Genomic DNA, 14702 nt, shown 5'->3' with positions numbered 1-14702 from the left:
CCGGGTCAGCCTGCCAGCTGCTGCAGCCATTCGCGCAGCAGAGCCGTCTCCGTGTCTCGCAGAGGTAGCCCGGCGCCCGCAGCCGGGGTACCGGTGGTGAGCGCGGTTCCCAGTGCGGCATCGAGGGCGAGTGCGCGCGAGGCCAGGTCCGACCCGGATGAGGCGGGCGAGTCCGTGGTGATCGAGGCGATGACGGTGTCCCGCAGCCGTGCCGAAGTCGTCAGGTCCCGCTCCGAGGACTCTTCGCCGATCAGCGCGAGCGTGGCACCCGTTGTCGCCGCGTGGATGACGCGGGTCGCCTGCTCCACCGGAACCCGAAGGCGCCCGGCGTCGGCCGCCCGGCCCAGCAGTCCGACCAGCAGGGCGTGCGCCTCGTCCGCGGCCGGGGGCCGCTGCCCGGGCCGCACAGTGCCGTACATGAGCATGTAGAACGCGGGGTGCTGCACCCCGAAGTCGACGTGCAGGTCCCAGCCGCGGTAGAGGTCCGCCACCGGGTCGTCGGGGGTCAGTGCCAGTGCCTCCCGTTTCTCGGCCAGGTACATCTCGAACCCGTAGGCGGCCAGCTCGGCCAGGAGCCCGTCCTTGTCGTCGAACATCCGGTACAGCGCGGGGGCCGTGATGCCCGCGGCCGCGGCGACAGCGCGTGTGGAGACCGCCTCGCTGCCACCCTCCTCCAGAAGCCCGGCGGCCACCTGCAGCACCTGGCGCCGCGCGGCGCGTCGTCCCTCGTTCATGGAACAACGATATCGCATTTTGCGTAGCGTCGCTCTATCAATGCTACGGTCTAAAGCGGAACGACGATCCAAGCGCACCGACCGCCGCGGCGGGCAGCTCATCGTCCGCCGGCACCACCACCGAACACGCCGCCATCGCGGCAGAAGAGGAACACCCATGTCCGATATCTCGATCGTCATCGCGTCGCATTCCGGCTACGGCCACACCGCGCAGATCGCCACGGCCGTGGCCGACGGCGCGCGCTCCATCGCCGGGACGCACGTCCACAGCGTGGACGTCGCCTCCCTCGGCGACGCCGACTGGGAACTGATGGACGCCGCGGACGCCATCATCTTCGGCACCCCCACCTACATGGGCACCGCGTCGGGGGCGTTCCACGCCTTCGCCGAGGCCAGCAGCAAGCGGTGGATGACCCGCGCCTGGAGCGACAAGCTCGCGGCGGGATTCACCAACTCCGGCTCCATGAGCGGCGACAAGCTGCACACCCTGCAGTACCTCTCGCTCCTGGCGGCCCAGCACGGAATGCTCTGGGTCAGCCTGAACCTCCTGCCGGGCTGGAACACCACCACGTCCAGCTCCCAGGACGACAACCGCCTCGGCTTCTACCTCGGCGCCGGCGCACAGAGCTTCAACGACACCCCCGCGGTCCACGACGCGGACCTGAACACTGCTCGCCACCTCGGCCAGCGCGTCGCCGAGCACACCCGCATCCACCGCGCCGGACTGATCGCCGCAACGCACTGACGCAACGGTCCGTGGAAGCACCCTTCGTTCATAAACCACCCTTTAGTTCTCTTCGAAGGAGTACGTCATGCAGCACCGGACGCTGGGAAGCCAGGGCCTTGAGGTCTCGGCGATCGGCTACGGCGCGATGGGCCTGACGATGGCCTACGGACCCACCGACGAGGAGGCCGGCGTCGCCGCCCTCCGCCGCGCGCACGACCTGGGCGTCACCTTCTTCGACACCGCCGAGATGTACGGCTGGGGCACCGGATCCAACGAGATCCTGGTCGGCAAGGCGGTCAGGGACTTCCGCGACGAGGTGGTCCTGGCCACCAAGTTCGGTGTCGACATGTCCGTGCCTCCCGAGCAGATCGGCGGCGCAGTCAACAGCCGGCCCGACAACATCCGCAAGGTCGCCGACAACAGCCTGCACTACCTCGGCGTGGATCACATCGACGTCTTCTACCAGCACCGCGTCGACCCCGAGGTGCCCATAGAGGAGGTCGCGGGCACCGTCAAGGAGCTGATCGAAGCGGGCAAGGTGAAGTACTTCGGCCTCAGCGAGGCCGGACCCGAGACGATCCGCAAGGCGCACGCCGTGCAGCCGGTCTCCGTCCTGCAGACCGAGTACTCCCTGTTCGAACGGGACGTCGAGCGGCTCTTCCCCACCCTGGACGAACTCGGTATCGGCTTCGTCGCCTATTCCCCCTCGGCCGCGGGTTCATCACCGGCACCGCCAAACCCGCCGGCCAGTACGTAGCCACCGACATGCGCAACGTCGACCCGCGCTGGCAGCCGGGCAACTTCGAGAAGAACGTCGAAGCCGTCGACCGGCTCGCCGAGCTCGCGGCGGCCCAGGGCGCCACCGTCTCCCAGCTGGCTCTGGCCTGGCTCCTGACCCGGGGCGAGCACATCGTGCCGATCCCCGGCACCCGCAGCCCAAAGCGCATCGAGGAAAACGCCGGCGCCGCCGACCTCGCCCTCACCGACGCCGACCTCAAGGCCATCGACGAGATCCTGCCTCTGGGCGGCTTCGGCGCCCGCTACACCGAGGGGCACGTGCCCACATGGATCTGATGATCCACCCCGGGACAGATGCCACTCAGGTCGGCTCCGGTGAGATCAGCGCAGGGTGGCGGGGGCGGGGCGGACGGCTTCGTGTGAGCGTGTTCGGATGCGTACGGGCTGAGGTGGTGGCCCTTGCGAACGACTACCCTGAGAGCGCACCGCACCCGAAGGAGGCTCCCGGTCATGACCGCGACCCACGATCGTCCGCAGATGCTGCCGGAGGAGTTCGAGGAGTACGCGCGGCTGGCGGCCCGCGTGGCGGAGGGAGTGCGGTGGGAGTTCATCAACGGGAAGATCGGGGTCACGCCGGTGCCGGATGGCGATCATGGGCGGATCATCCAGTGGCTGGCGCGGATCTGCATTCAGGCCCATCCCGACCTGTGGCTGCATGACCAGGGCCTCAAGGTCGAGACCTACCGTAACGGCCACGCCCGCCCCGACGGGACCCTCGCCCACAGTGACGCGTTCGTCGGTCAGGGAGAGTGGGCCGACGCCGATCCCGTCCTGATGGTCGTGGAGGTCACCTCGTACGACTCCGACACCGACCGCAGGGACCGGGTGGAGAAGCCACGCGCCTACGCCGAGACGGGCATCCCGGTGTATCTGCTGGTCGACCGGGAGGCCGGTGAGGTCACGGTCTTCAGTGAGCCCGACGGGGTCCGGTACGAGAGCACCAAGACAGTGCCGTTCGGCAAGCCGCTCACACTGCCCGCGCCGGTCGGCGTCACGCTCGACACCGAGCCGCTCCAGGGCTGGGTGCGCTGAGGTCCCTGCCTCCGGCAGGCGCGCGGCGGCCTGGAATCATCCGGTGGCATGTACACCGTTACCCTCTGGGAGTTCGCCGCGCTCGCGGCGGCATCCATACTCGTCGGCTTCTCGAAGACCGCCGTCAGCGGCGCCAATACCGTCAGCCTCGCGATCTTCGCGGCGGTGCTTCCGGCCCGGGAGTCGACCGGTGTGCTGCTCCCCCTGCTGATCGTCGGCGATCTGCTCGCCGTGCGCACCTACCGACGGCACGCGCACTGGGGGACCCTGCTGCGGCTGTTCCCGGCGGTCGCGGCCGGGGTGGTGGTGGGCACGGTGTTCCTGCTCTGGGCCGGGGACGCGGAGGTGCGCACGTCCATCGGGGCGATCCTGCTGCTGATGGCCGGGGTCACGGTCTGGCGGCGGCGTACGGCGGCCCGGGCCGAGGTCCCCGCGACGACGCCCGACGCGGACGGGGCGGGGGCCCGGCTCAAGGCCGGTTCGTACGGTGTGCTCGGCGGCTTCACCACGATGGTGGCCAACGCGGGCGGCCCCGTGATGTCGCTCTACCTGCTCTCCGCCGGCTTCCGGAAGCTGGGTTTCCTGGGCACCTCGGCCTGGTTCTTCCTGATCGTGAACGTGGCCAAGGTGCCCTTCAGCGTCGGCCTCGGCCTGATCGACGGCCGCTCCCTGCTTCTGGACGCGCTGCTGGCGCTCTTCGTTCTGCCCGGTGCGTACATCGGTAAGGCGTGCGTGGACCGGATCAATCAGCGGCTCTTCGAGCGACTGGTGATCGCGGCGACGGTGCTGGGCGGCCTCCAACTGCTGCTGCGCTGAGGACCACATCGGCGAAGTTCGCCGCCAGTCGCCGTGCCGTACGCACGGACTCCGGCTCGACCCGCTCGGCCTCGGCCCGGAGTGCGCCCAGGTCCAGGCCCGCGTCGGCCAGGGCGGCTTCGTCCCAGCCGTCGAGGCGGTCTGCCCCCACCTCCGGATGAAACTGCACGCCCCAGGCCCGCTCGCCCACCCGGAACGCCTGCACCGGACAGGCCTCGCTCGATGCGAGCCAGACGGCGCCGGGGGGAAGCGCGGTGATCTGGTCACGGTGGTTCTGAATGGCCCGGAACTCACGCGGTACCCCGGCGAACAGCGCGTCGGCGTCGGCCTCGGGCCGCAACCGGACAGCACAGGAGCCCCGTTCGGGCCGACCATGATCGCCGAGCACTGTCCCACCCGCCGCGACGGCGAGCACCTGGGCCCCCAGGCAGATCCCCAGCAACGGGACCCCCTCGGCGATGGCACGCCGGGCGAGTTCCCGTTCGGCCGGTAGCCAGGGCGCGTACGCGTCGGCAGTCGGCAGGAAGCCACCACCGAGCAGGACCACCGCGTCGAAACCCTCCGGGGACGCGGGGGCCGACGCGCCGCCGGTTTCGACCACCGTCAGCCCCATCTCCTCCCACCACGGCCGCAACCGCCCCGGCCCACTGGGTTCCGCGTTGCGGATGACGAGGAGGCGGCTCACATCCTTGCCTTCTTCTTCAGGCTCGCTATGAAGGCGCTCCACGAGCCGTTGGGGAATATGAGGACAGGCCCGTCGGGGTCCTTGGAGTCACGTACGGGAACGATGCCGGGGAAGTTGTCGGCGACCTCGACGCATACGCCGCCGTCATTGTTGCTGTAGCTGCTCTTGCGCCACGAAGCGGTTCTCAGATCTGGGGCGGTTCCCATGAGGTCCAGTCCTTCATCACGGCTTGGATCATCGCCTCGGAGTCCCGTGGCGAGAGGGCCATGGCCCTGAGCAGATCGTAGTTCTTGCGGAGCTTGGCGACTGCGCCCGAGTCCTCGATGAATCCGCCGCGATGGGAGCCTTCCTCGTAGGCGAGCGTCGGTTCATTGGACAGTGTGTAGAGAACCAGAGTCCTGCCCGCATCCGGGTGCTGACCTGCGCCGAAAGGCAGGACCTGGATGGTCACGTGCGGTTGTGTTCCGCGCTCGATCAGGGACATCAACTGGTCGCGCATCACCTCAGGTTCTCCGGCGGCGCGGCGCAACGCGGCCTCGTCCACGATGAACCAGCAGTCAGGCGGTTGGACTTGGCTCAGCCGAGCTTGTCGGGCAAGCCTGGCCTTCGTCATCGCGTCGATCTCTGCCTCAGGGGCGTATCGGTTCCCAATGCGCAGAGACGCCCTCGCGTGTTCGGGAGTCTGGAGCAGACCTGGAATCGTGGCGCAGGCGTACTCCTCAATGGCCACCGCGTGCTTCTCAACCTCCATGACACCCCGGTACTTGCTCTTGAACGGCTCATTCTTCGCCAGCGCATAGATCCGCGCGAACATCCCGTCCGTCCCGAAGCACGCGTCCAGCTTCGACGGAAGGTCGTCGTACGGCAGGGACTCCGCCGCCTCGATCCGCGCCAGGTGCGATTTGCTGTAGTTCAGTACCTCGGACAGCCGCCGCAGCGACATGTCCGCCTTCTCCCGGTGGCGGCGGATCTCCGCGCCGAAGAGGTCGCGTGCGGAGCGGTCGGGAAAGAGTTCGCGTGGCTGGAACGGCATTGTGGATCCCCTCTTGTCCCGCGATCTTGGCTGGGACGTGTCGCCTCTTTCCAGCCTACGCGCCGGAGCGCAACGGTATGTGCACTCAACGTAATTGACCGACCGGAAAGACAGGTCAACGTGTTCTCACACACCGAATCCGCCGCTCCACGGATGACGATGCGCGTCTACCGCGTCTCGCCGGACGGCGCGGTCGTGACGCAGGAGCTCGGCAGGGTGGTCGTCGTGGTCAAGGACAAGCTCGAACCCTTGCGGTCCAGCCAGTTCCCGCCGTGCAGCTGCCCGCGCCACCGAGTGAGTGCGGACCTGTAATGCGGCTGCATTATGCATGCAGTGCTGCTAAAATGCAGCGCATGACTGCTCTGACCATCCGCGACGTACCGGACGACGCCCTTGCCACGCTGAAGGCTCGTGCCGCGCAGGCTGGCAAGTCACTCCAGGCGTATGCGCTGGACGTACTCGTCGGTGAAGCCTCCAGGCCCACGCTCGCCGAGGTCGCGGCACGTGCCGAGGCTGAGGCCAGTGCAAGCCTGAGCACATCGGACGTGCTGACCGCGATCCGCGACGCAAGGGCGGGCCGTTGATCGTCATCGATTGCTCCGCGCTCGTCTTCTTCTTGACGGACGAGGGCCCCATAGGGCATGGCGTACGTCAACGTGTCGCGAAGGAGGATCGGCTCGACGCACCCCACCTGCTCGACTACGAGATCATGTCGGCGTTGCTCGGCCTGGGGCGCGGGCGACGTGGTGGCGATCCCAAGCTGAGCGATAAGCAGCTACGAAAGGCCGTGGCGACGTATCGCGACTTGGTGATCGACCGGCATGAAACGCTGATCCTCTGGGAGCGGGTCAAGGGCTTGTCGAGCAACCTGTCCACCTATGACGCCCAGTACGTCGCGCTTGCTGAAAGCCTGGGCGTGCCGTTGATCACCAGTGATGCCAAGATCGGCAAGGCCGGGGCGGCGCGCTGTGAGATCGAGACGTTCGACGGGTGTTCCTGACCGTGGGGTCATCGCAACCCCGGGGCCGGTCCACACCGGTTCGAATCCGGTTGCGGCCTCAGGAATCCCTCCGCTGTGGAGTCACCGCCGAGAATGTCACCCCGGTGAGCTCCTCGGAGACGGTCCACAGGCGCTGCTGGGCGGTCTGGTCGTGGGAGTCGGGGCTGGAGGTGACCAGCTTCGGGTAGCCGCGGATCTCCCCCCGGTTGCCGGGGCCGTAGTACTGGCCGCCGGTGACGGCTGGATCGGTGGCGGCGCGCAGGGTGGGCAGGGCGCCCATCTCGGCCTTCTGGGTGAGCAGCGGCGCGAGCCAGGTGACGGGCACGCGAAGCGCGGCGGGCGTGTTGCGGGCGAGCTCGGTGTTGGACACGCCGGGATGGGCGGCCACCGCGACCGTGGTGCCGTGCGGTGCGAGCCGGCGCTGCAGTTCGTACGTGAACATCAGGTTGGCGAGTTTGGCCTGGCCGTAGGCGGCGACGCGGCTGTACGAGCGCTCCCACTGCAGGTCGTCGAAGTGGATGGCGGCCCGGATGCGGTGACCGGTGCTGCTGACCGTCACGACGCGGGAGCCGGGGACGGGCAGGAGCCGGTCCAGCAGCAGGCCGGTCAGGGCGAAGTGGCCGAGGTGGTTGGTGCCGAACTGCAGCTCGAAGCCGTCGGCGGTGGTCTGCCGTGGGGTGTACATCACGCCCGCGTTGTTGATCAGAAGGTCGATGCGCGGGTGGGTCGCGCGCAGGTCGGCCGCCGCGGACCGGATCGAGTCCAAGGAGGCCAGATCGAGGGACTGGACCGTGACGTCGCCGGTGATGCGGGCGGCTGCCTGCTTGCCCTTCTTCGCGTCGCGGACCGCCAGGACCACCGCCGCCCCGCGCTCCGCGAGCATCCGGGCGGTCTCGAAGCCCAGCCCGGTGTTGGCGCCGGTCACGATCGCCACCCGGCCGTGCTGATCAGGAATGTGCTGCTCTGTCCAGTTGCCGCTCATGACGCACTCCTAAAGAACCATCGGTCTGTTACGAGGAGCAACGTAAGAGACCGCCGGTCTTCTGTCAAGGGACCGGTGGTCTTTAAGCTAGGCTGAGGGCGTGACATTTCAGCGAGCGCGAAGCGAGGAGCAGCGGGAGATCCGCCGCCGGGCGATCCTGGACACGGCGGCGGCGATGCTCGACGAGATGCCCGTGGCCGAGGTGAGCCTCAACGAGCTCAGCCGGCGGGTGGGCCTGGCCAAGTCGAACGTCCTGCGGTATTTCGAGTCACGCGAGGCGGTGCTGCTCGAACTGCTGGACGTTTTTCTGGAGAGCTGGCTCGCCGAGCTGGCGGACGAGCTGGCCGCGGGCATCGAGGCGCATGCGGCGCCGGAAGTGCGGGCGGGCCAGTTGGCCGAGATCCTCAGTCGGTCGCTGGCGGGCCGGGTGGTGCTGTGCGACCTCTTCGGCGCGCAGGGCGGCGTCCTTGAGCACAACGTCTCGGTCGAGGTGGTCAAGCGGCACAAGCGGTCCTCCCTCGCGCGGCTCGCGGCCATGACCGAGCTCGTGCGCCGCCACGTGCCCGAACTCGGCGACAGCGCGCAGCTGTTCTGCCTGATGAGCCTGGTCTCGGCGGGTGCCCTGTCGGCGTACGTCCCGCCGCCGCCCAGCGTCCTTGCCGCCTACGCGGACGAGCCTGCCCTCGGCGTGCTCCACCTGGAGCTGCGTGACGCTCTGCGGATCTCCTTCACCTCGGCACTCCTGGGCGTGCTGCCGCGCGCCTGAACCCTCCTGTCTCGGCCCGCTGTTCACCGCGGCATGTGCTGTGTCGCGAATATCAAGATCAACTCGGTGGGCCCGGGGCACAACGCCACCGATCTGAACAGCAACCTCGGAACACAGCATCCATCGCAGGGGGCGAAGGTCGTCGTGCGCGCCGCCACGCTCCCGGCGGACCGTCCCAGTGGCGGCTTCTTCGACATGAACGGTCCCGTGGGCCGGTGACTGCCGTCCCCGACGGCCGGCGGATGGCCCAAATCGCCCTGGATCAGGTGGAGATGCCGAGGTGGCGGCGGTGGTTGCGCCCCATCGACACCGGCCGCGCTCTCCTAGTATTTTCACCTGAAAGTGCCACAGAGACAGGGGCCTGCCGTTCCTGTTGGCATTCACTTGTTGTGTGCCCTACCGGGGCGCGCTCATCTGAGTGACGATTGGAGGCAGGGGATGGCGGGTTCCGCATCGGACACGATCGCGGTCGTCGGCGCCGGGGTAATGGGACGCAACATCACCGCACTCGCGCTGGGCCGTGGGGTCGATGTCGTGCTGGTCGATGTCTCGGGTGATGTGCTGGAGAGCGCCCGAGCGGAAATCGCCCAGTTGTTGCGGCACGGGCAGTTCATGGGTGCCTTCCCCGCCTCCCAGGCCACCGGGACACTGACCACGACGCTTTCCAGCGGCGATGTCGCGGACGCCGATGTGGTGATCGAGGCGATCACCGAGGACGCCGCGCTCAAGGCGCGGGTCATGGCGGAGCTCTCCGGCACGGTCCCCGCCGGGGTCCCGCTGATCACCAACACCTCGGGAATTCCCATCGCCGAACTGGCGAAGTCGGTGCAGCGGCCCGCGGAACTGGCCGGCGTGCACTTCATGAATCCCTCCTATCTCATCGAGATGGTGGAAGTGGTGCGCGGCCCGCAGACCGGCGAGGACGCCATGGCCGCGATCCTGTCCCTGCTGGAGCGGCTGGGGCGGGAGACGGTCGTCGTGCGGGACGCGCCGGGCTTCGTCACCAGCAGGCTGCTGCACCCCATGATCAATGAAGCGGCGCGCATCGTGGCCGAGGGCACCGCGAGCGTCGAGGACGTGGACCAGCTCATGCACGGCTGCCTCGGTCATCCGACCGGTCCGCTGCGCACCGCCGATCTGATCGGACTCGACAATCTCGCGGACGCTCTTCGGCTCCTTGCCGAGCGGACCGGAAACTCCACCTTCGAACCCTGTGAACTTCTGATGGAGAAGGTGCGCCGCGGTGATCTGGGGCGTAAGACAGGGCGCGGGTTCTACAACTATGGAGAGGTGCTTTCGTGAGTATGGACCAGGCAGTCACCGCCGAGGCGACCGAGCAGGCGATCACGGCGTTCGTCTCGGAGCGGGTGAAGGCGGAGGTCCCCGCCGACCAGGACCTCTTCGGGTCCGGGCTGGTGTCGTCGATGTTCGCGATGGAGCTCGTCGTCCATCTGGAACAGGCATTCTCCGTACAGATCCTGGGGGACGACCTCAAGCGGGACAACTTCCGCACCATCGCGGCCATGACCGCTCTGGTGGTGCGGTTGCGCGGCGGCGAGAAGCCCGCCGATGACTGAGCCGCTCGCCGGCGCCCGCGATCTCGTCGACGACCTGGTCGGCGACCGGGCCGCCGAGTGGGACCGGACCGGTCTGATCCCCGAGGAGGTCCTGCGCACGCTGTCCGCTCGCGGCCTGCTGTGCGCCGGGGTGCCGGAGGCGTCCGGCGGACTCGGCGCGAGCAGCGCGGCGAACGGCGAGTTCACCGCGTTCGTCGGCAGCCGGTGCAGCTCCCTGCGGAGCGTGATGACCTCGCAGGGCATGGCCGCGTGGACCATTCAGCGCCTGGGCAGCGCACCACAGCACGCCGCTTACCTGCCGAAACTGGCCGGGGGTCAGCTCGCCGCCGTCGCGTTCAGCGAGCCGGAGGCGGGCAGCGATCTGTCGGCGATGACCACGACCATCGAGCGGGACGACGACACCGTCGTCGTCCGCGGCCAGAAGGTGTGGACGACCGCGGCCCACTACGCCGACATGATCGTGGTCGTCGGCCGCTATGGCTCGGGTGCGGCCGCCGTCGTGGTGCCGAGCTCGGCTCCGGGCGTCACCGTGACCAGGGTGGCGCAGCCGTCCGGCTGCCGGGCCGCGGGCCATGCGAACGTGACGCTGGATGAGGTGCGGCTGCCCGCCACCGCCGTGCTCGGCGGTGGACAGCCCCTGATGCTGCTGGTGACCACCGCGCTGGCGTACGGGCGGATCTCGGTCGCCTGGGGCTGTGTCGGCATCCTCCGGGCCTGCCTCGACGCGGCCCGCGGCCATGCCCGCACCCGGACGCAGTTCGGAAAGCGGCTCGCGGACCACCAGCTCGTCGCCCGCCACCTGGCGAATCTGCTGACCTCCGAGCAGATCGCCGCCCGGGTGTGCGAACACGCCAGCAGGTGCTGGGACGAGGGCTCTCCCGAGATGGTCGTCGCCACCGTCCTCGCCAAGCAGGTGAGCGCCGTCCAGGCCGCGCAGGGCGCCGCCACGGCGGTGCAGGTGCTGGGTTCGGCGGCGGCACACGAGGGCCATGTGGTCGAGCGCGCGTACCGCGACGCGAAGCTCATGGAACTCATCGAGGGCAGTACGGAGATCTGTCAGCTGATCCTCGCCGACCACGCCGTGTCGATGCCCGCGACATGAGTCGGCGTCCCGAGACAAGGAAGAGCCGTGGCTGAACAGACCTCGATCGTCAAGTGTCTGGTGTGGGACCTCGACAACACCCTGTGGCAGGGCACGTTGCTGGAGGACGGGACGGTGACGCTCCCCGGCCCGGTCAGAGAACTCATCGCCGAGCTGGACAGCCGCGGCATCCTGCAGTCGGTGGCCAGCAAGAACGACCACGACCTGGCATGGAAGCAGCTCGAGGCGCTGGGCGTCGCCGAGTACTTCGTGCTGCCGCGCATCGGCTGGGGTCCGAAGTCCGATTCGGTGCGGGAGATCGCCACCGAGCTCAACTTCGCCCTCGGCACGATCGCCTTCATCGACGACCAGCCGACGGAGCGGGCGGAGGTCCAGTTCCATCTGCCCGAAGTCCGCTGCTATGACGCCGAGCAACTGTCCGAGCTTTCCTCGCTGCCGGAGTTCAACCCGGCGACGGTGACCGTGGACGCGCGCCGCCGTCGGCAGATGTACCAGGCCGGATTCGAGCGGAAGGCGGCCGAGGCACAGTTCCAGGGGCCGAGCGAGGACTTCCTGCGCTCGCTGGAACTGGTGATGCGCATCGGACGCGCCACCGAGGAGGAGCTCTCCCGGGTGGAGGAGCTGACGCTGCGCACCAGCCAGATGAACGCCACCGGTGTGCACTACTCCATCACCGATCTGCGGGCGCTGCTGGCCGATCCACGCCATGAGGTGCTGGTGACCACGCTCACCGACCGGTTCGGGCCGCATGGCGCGGTCGGTCTCCAACTGCTGGAGAAGCACGAAGGCGTCTGGCACCTGAAGCTGCTGGCCACGTCGTGTCGTGTGGTGTCGTTCGGCGCCGGTTCGGCGATCCTGCGCTGGCTCGGCGATCAGGCCGCCCGGGCGGGGGTCCATCTGGCCGCCGACTTCCGGCAGACCGAGCGCAACCGGATGATGGAGATCGCCTACCGCTTCGCCGGTTTCACCGACGAGCCGTGCGACTGCCGGGCCCAACTGCCCGCGCCCGCACAGGAGGAGGTCCAGCGGCTGCATCTGTCCCCGGCGCCGTCCGACCCGCCGCCCACGATGGAGCTGCACGCCGTCAGCCTCCAGGGCGTCTGAGCCCTCACCGGCCGGGAGGCCGCCTCCCGGCCGGTTCCGATGTGAGAAGACCAGAGAAGATGGATGACCCATGGCGAACCAGGTAGGTCTCCCGGCCGCGCTCTCGGAGTACATCCGGGATGTCTCCCTGCGGGAGGACGAGGTCCTGCGGGAGCTGCGCGAGACGACGGCGCAGCTTCCCGCGGGCACCGCGATGCAGGTCATGGCCGAGGAGGGCCAGCTCCTGACGCTGCTGGCCGGACTCACCCCGGCGAAGAGGATGCTGGAGATCGGCACGTTCACCGGGTACAGCACCCTGTGCCTGGCCCGTGCGCTCGCGCCCGGCGGACAGCTCGTCACCTGTGACATCACCGACCGCTGGGCGAGCATCGGCGCCGACTACTGGGCCAGGGCGGGCGTGGAGGGGCGGATCGACCTGCGGGTCGGTGACGCGGCCGACACCCTCGAGGCGATCCTCGCGGAGGAGGGCCCCGGCACCTTCGACTTCGTGTTCATCGACGCCGACAAGCAGGGCTACCCGCACTACTACGAGATGGCGCTGACGCTCCTCGGCGACCGCGGCCTGATCGTGGTCGACAACACGCTGTTCTTCGGCAAGGTCGTGGACCCCGAGGCGCAGGACGTCGACACCGCCGGGATCCGCGCGTTCAACAAGCTGGTCCACGACGATCCACGGGTCGAGATGTCGCTGGTCCCCATGGCGGACGGCATCACGCTGATCCGCAAGAAGTCGCCCGCGGGTGAGTGAGCGGAGCGACGGCCGAGGCGGGCCGGAGCCGACGCTCCGGCCCGCCTCGGCCGTCCGCGGAGGCTTCCCCGCTCAGGTGACCACCCGCGGTATGTACGCCGCGTGGGACCCGTCGGAGAAGCGGCGCAGTTCGACGCCGTACACCTCGGCGGGGCGGAGCTGCTGGCCGAGGAACGAGATGACCCGGTTGAATTCGGGCGGGAATTGACTGGCCACAATGACCATACGGAGCCTGCCCAGGGCCAGATTCCCCTCGATCGTGCGCAGGAACGAGCCCTGGTCGATCGGATAGCCCATCTCCGCCAGCAAACCGTCCGCGGTGGTGTCCTGCAATTGCGCGGTGTACTCGAGTGAGCGCTGCAGTATGTGGAGCGGCCAGTGCCGGGCCCCGCTGCCCGCGTAGTCGAGAATTTTGGACAGCGCGCTGTGCGCGTTCCAGGTGTCGTGCGGTTCCACCACTTCGGCGAGAATCGGGACACCCGAGGAATCGGCGAACAGATGGGTGGCGCTGAAGGAGTAGCCGTCCGTGTCCGGCATGATGTCCGAGGAGTTCCGGCGGATCAGCAGGAGCGGCGAGCCGGTCTCGCGGGCCTGCGTGGCCGTGGACATCAGGTCCGGATAGCGGACGAGAATCTCATGAAGTGGCGGCTCGGGCTGGGCCGCCGAGGGTGTGAGCTGCGAGAGCCCGCTGTCGTTCTGCAACACGATGCGTCGGTTCCATGTCTCGGCACCCGATCCCGGAGGCGACTCGCGCGGGCGGGCATGTCTGCCGGAGGTGAGCTGCGCCGGGTCCACCGGCAGCAGCGCCGGACGCTCCATCCAGCTGTCGACCGGGACCAGGCAGGAATTCAGGATGAACGCCAGGGTCTTGTAGGTGCCGGCCAGGGCCAGCAGTTCGAGGATCTGCTCCTCGCTGTAGCGCTCGGCGAGCTGCTTCCACGTGCTGTCCGAGATCGCCGACTTGGTGTGGAGCTCGTCGACCGCCGTGAGCAGGGCGGCCTCGAACGGCGTCCAGCCGGTGGCGTCCTCCGAGGCGGCTCGGGCGATCTCCGTCTCGGTCAGCCCGACGAAGAGCCCCGCGGCATGGTGATGCGCCCAGACGTACGAGGCCTGCGAACGCCACGCCGTCCGCAGGATGACGAGCTCGCGCTCGCGCGGCGGGAGGATATCGCCCGCCACATGAGACATCAGCGGCTGCATCGCGGGCAGCAGCGTCGGATGGTTGGCGATGGTCCGGTGGACGTTCGGCGGCGGCCGGTCCGCGAGGATCCCGTTCAAGGACCGGCTGACCTCCTGGAGGTAGACCTGGCCGGCCGGTGTGACGGCGAAGTCGTCCGCGTCCTGCGGATCGATCCTGGGCCGCATTTCCTCACCCTCGCGCTTGTGTTGTCACGTCGGCGTCCCGACGGACGCGCTGTCGGCTGTCGGGCAGCGGGCAGCTTGACGTTCGGCAGCTCTTTTCGGCCGACCCCGCCCAACGATAGGCGATCGCCCGGACTTTCAAACACCGGAGGTCTAGGTGAATTCCCAGCAACCCTCGCGGGCCTGAGGTGACGGCAATGACACGGAATGCATCCATGGCGGGGGAAAGAGGCGAC

The 14702-nt window shown here is 68.7% G+C and carries 19 protein-coding genes and 1 pseudogene; 14 read left to right on the top strand and 6 right to left on the bottom strand.

All coding sequences use genetic code 11. From position 1 onward, the window contains the following. Positions 1-5 precede the first annotated feature (5 nt). Positions 6-734, bottom strand: a complete 729-nt coding sequence (locus BLV72_RS05570; RefSeq protein ID WP_093460672.1) for a TetR/AcrR family transcriptional regulator — start codon at positions 732-734, stop codon at positions 6-8. A 157-nt stretch (positions 735-891) separates the two neighbouring features. Between BLV72_RS05570 and BLV72_RS05565 the strand changes: the two genes are divergently transcribed. From BLV72_RS05565 to BLV72_RS05550, 4 genes and pseudogenes are all read left to right on the top strand, one after another. Beyond that, positions 892-1479: a flavodoxin family protein gene (locus BLV72_RS05565; RefSeq protein WP_093460670.1), complete on the top strand. Its 588-nt coding sequence runs from the start codon at positions 892-894 to the stop codon at positions 1477-1479. A gap of 67 nt (positions 1480-1546) precedes the next feature. Continuing rightward, positions 1547-2535: pseudogene (locus BLV72_RS05560) on the top strand (aldo/keto reductase). Positions 2536-2709: 174 nt separating this feature from the next. After that, positions 2710-3291: a Uma2 family endonuclease gene (locus BLV72_RS05555; RefSeq protein WP_020872433.1), complete on the top strand. Its 582-nt coding sequence runs from the start codon at positions 2710-2712 to the stop codon at positions 3289-3291. A 48-nt stretch (positions 3292-3339) separates the two neighbouring features. Continuing rightward, on the top strand, positions 3340-4107 hold the full coding sequence (locus BLV72_RS05550; protein WP_093460668.1) for a sulfite exporter TauE/SafE family protein: 768 nt from the start codon (positions 3340-3342) through the stop codon (positions 4105-4107). Here BLV72_RS05550 and BLV72_RS05545 read toward each other — a convergent pair. The 3 genes from BLV72_RS05545 to BLV72_RS05535 are packed head-to-tail and all read right to left on the bottom strand — an operon-like array spanning position 4034 to position 5825. After that, the gene (locus BLV72_RS05545) at positions 4034-4792 is read right to left on the bottom strand and encodes a type 1 glutamine amidotransferase (protein ID WP_244320671.1); all 759 of its coding nucleotides are present in this window, start codon (positions 4790-4792) and stop codon (positions 4034-4036) included. The genes BLV72_RS05550 and BLV72_RS05545 overlap by 74 nt on opposite strands. Next, entirely contained in the window at positions 4789-4998 is a 210-nt protein-coding gene (locus BLV72_RS05540) for a DUF397 domain-containing protein (protein ID WP_093460665.1), read from the bottom strand. The genes BLV72_RS05545 and BLV72_RS05540 overlap by 4 nt, the downstream gene beginning before the upstream one ends. Further along, the gene (locus BLV72_RS05535; protein WP_093460664.1) at positions 4977-5825 is read right to left on the bottom strand and encodes a helix-turn-helix domain-containing protein; all 849 of its coding nucleotides are present in this window, start codon (positions 5823-5825) and stop codon (positions 4977-4979) included. Before BLV72_RS05535 ends, BLV72_RS05540 begins: the two co-directional genes overlap by 22 nt. A gap of 120 nt (positions 5826-5945) precedes the next feature. Between BLV72_RS05535 and BLV72_RS47240 the strand changes: the two genes are divergently transcribed. The 3 genes from BLV72_RS47240 to BLV72_RS05525 are packed head-to-tail and all read left to right on the top strand — an operon-like array spanning position 5946 to position 6825. Continuing rightward, complete coding sequence (locus tag BLV72_RS47240) at positions 5946-6137, top strand: hypothetical protein (protein WP_143059761.1); 192 nt, start codon at positions 5946-5948, stop codon at positions 6135-6137. A gap of 41 nt (positions 6138-6178) precedes the next feature. After that, the gene (locus tag BLV72_RS05530; RefSeq protein ID WP_093470180.1) at positions 6179-6409 is read left to right on the top strand and encodes a FitA-like ribbon-helix-helix domain-containing protein; all 231 of its coding nucleotides are present in this window, start codon (positions 6179-6181) and stop codon (positions 6407-6409) included. Continuing rightward, on the top strand, positions 6406-6825 hold the full coding sequence (locus BLV72_RS05525) for a type II toxin-antitoxin system VapC family toxin (RefSeq protein WP_093460662.1): 420 nt from the start codon (positions 6406-6408) through the stop codon (positions 6823-6825). The genes BLV72_RS05530 and BLV72_RS05525 overlap by 4 nt, the downstream gene beginning before the upstream one ends. A 58-nt stretch (positions 6826-6883) precedes the next feature. Here the strand turns inward: BLV72_RS05525 and BLV72_RS05520 are convergent, their stop codons facing one another. Next, a complete protein-coding gene (locus BLV72_RS05520; RefSeq protein ID WP_093460661.1) occupies positions 6884-7807 on the bottom strand; it encodes an SDR family NAD(P)-dependent oxidoreductase in 924 nt (307 codons plus the stop codon). A gap of 100 nt (positions 7808-7907) precedes the next feature. On the opposite strand from BLV72_RS05520, the gene BLV72_RS05515 reads away from it, so the two are divergent. From BLV72_RS05515 to BLV72_RS05485, 7 genes are all read left to right on the top strand, one after another. Next, positions 7908-8573 (top strand): TetR/AcrR family transcriptional regulator, encoded by a 666-nt coding sequence (locus tag BLV72_RS05515; RefSeq protein ID WP_093460659.1) that lies wholly within the window; start codon positions 7908-7910, stop codon positions 8571-8573. Positions 8574-8606: 33 nt separating this feature from the next. Beyond that, on the top strand, positions 8607-8792 hold the full coding sequence (locus BLV72_RS05510) for a Rossmann-fold NAD(P)-binding domain-containing protein (protein ID WP_093460658.1): 186 nt from the start codon (positions 8607-8609) through the stop codon (positions 8790-8792). A gap of 219 nt (positions 8793-9011) precedes the next feature. Further along, positions 9012-9875 (top strand): 3-hydroxyacyl-CoA dehydrogenase family protein, encoded by an 864-nt coding sequence (locus BLV72_RS05505; protein ID WP_093460656.1) that lies wholly within the window; start codon positions 9012-9014, stop codon positions 9873-9875. Positions 9876-9877: 2 nt separating this feature from the next. After that, positions 9878-10150 (top strand): acyl carrier protein, encoded by a 273-nt coding sequence (locus BLV72_RS05500; RefSeq protein ID WP_043236862.1) that lies wholly within the window; start codon positions 9878-9880, stop codon positions 10148-10150. Continuing rightward, positions 10143-11252, top strand: coding sequence for an acyl-CoA dehydrogenase family protein (locus BLV72_RS05495; RefSeq protein ID WP_093460655.1), 1110 nt, complete (start codon positions 10143-10145; stop codon positions 11250-11252). Before BLV72_RS05500 ends, BLV72_RS05495 begins: the two co-directional genes overlap by 8 nt. A 27-nt stretch (positions 11253-11279) precedes the next feature. Further along, positions 11280-12356: an HAD-IIIC family phosphatase gene (locus BLV72_RS05490; RefSeq protein ID WP_093460653.1), complete on the top strand. Its 1077-nt coding sequence runs from the start codon at positions 11280-11282 to the stop codon at positions 12354-12356. A gap of 70 nt (positions 12357-12426) precedes the next feature. Continuing rightward, positions 12427-13104, top strand: a complete 678-nt coding sequence (locus BLV72_RS05485) for an O-methyltransferase (protein ID WP_093460652.1) — start codon at positions 12427-12429, stop codon at positions 13102-13104. A 72-nt stretch (positions 13105-13176) separates the two neighbouring features. On the opposite strand, the gene BLV72_RS05480 is transcribed toward BLV72_RS05485, so the two are convergent. Next, positions 13177-14469 (bottom strand): carboxymuconolactone decarboxylase family protein, encoded by a 1293-nt coding sequence (locus BLV72_RS05480; RefSeq protein ID WP_093460650.1) that lies wholly within the window; start codon positions 14467-14469, stop codon positions 13177-13179. Positions 14470-14702 lie beyond the last annotated feature (233 nt).

The organism is Streptomyces melanosporofaciens, assembly GCF_900105695.1.
Classification (GTDB): domain Bacteria; phylum Actinomycetota; class Actinomycetes; order Streptomycetales; family Streptomycetaceae; genus Streptomyces; species Streptomyces antimycoticus.
The sequence above is the reverse complement of the archived record's forward strand: the minus strand, read 5'-3'. Positions and strand labels throughout refer to the sequence as shown.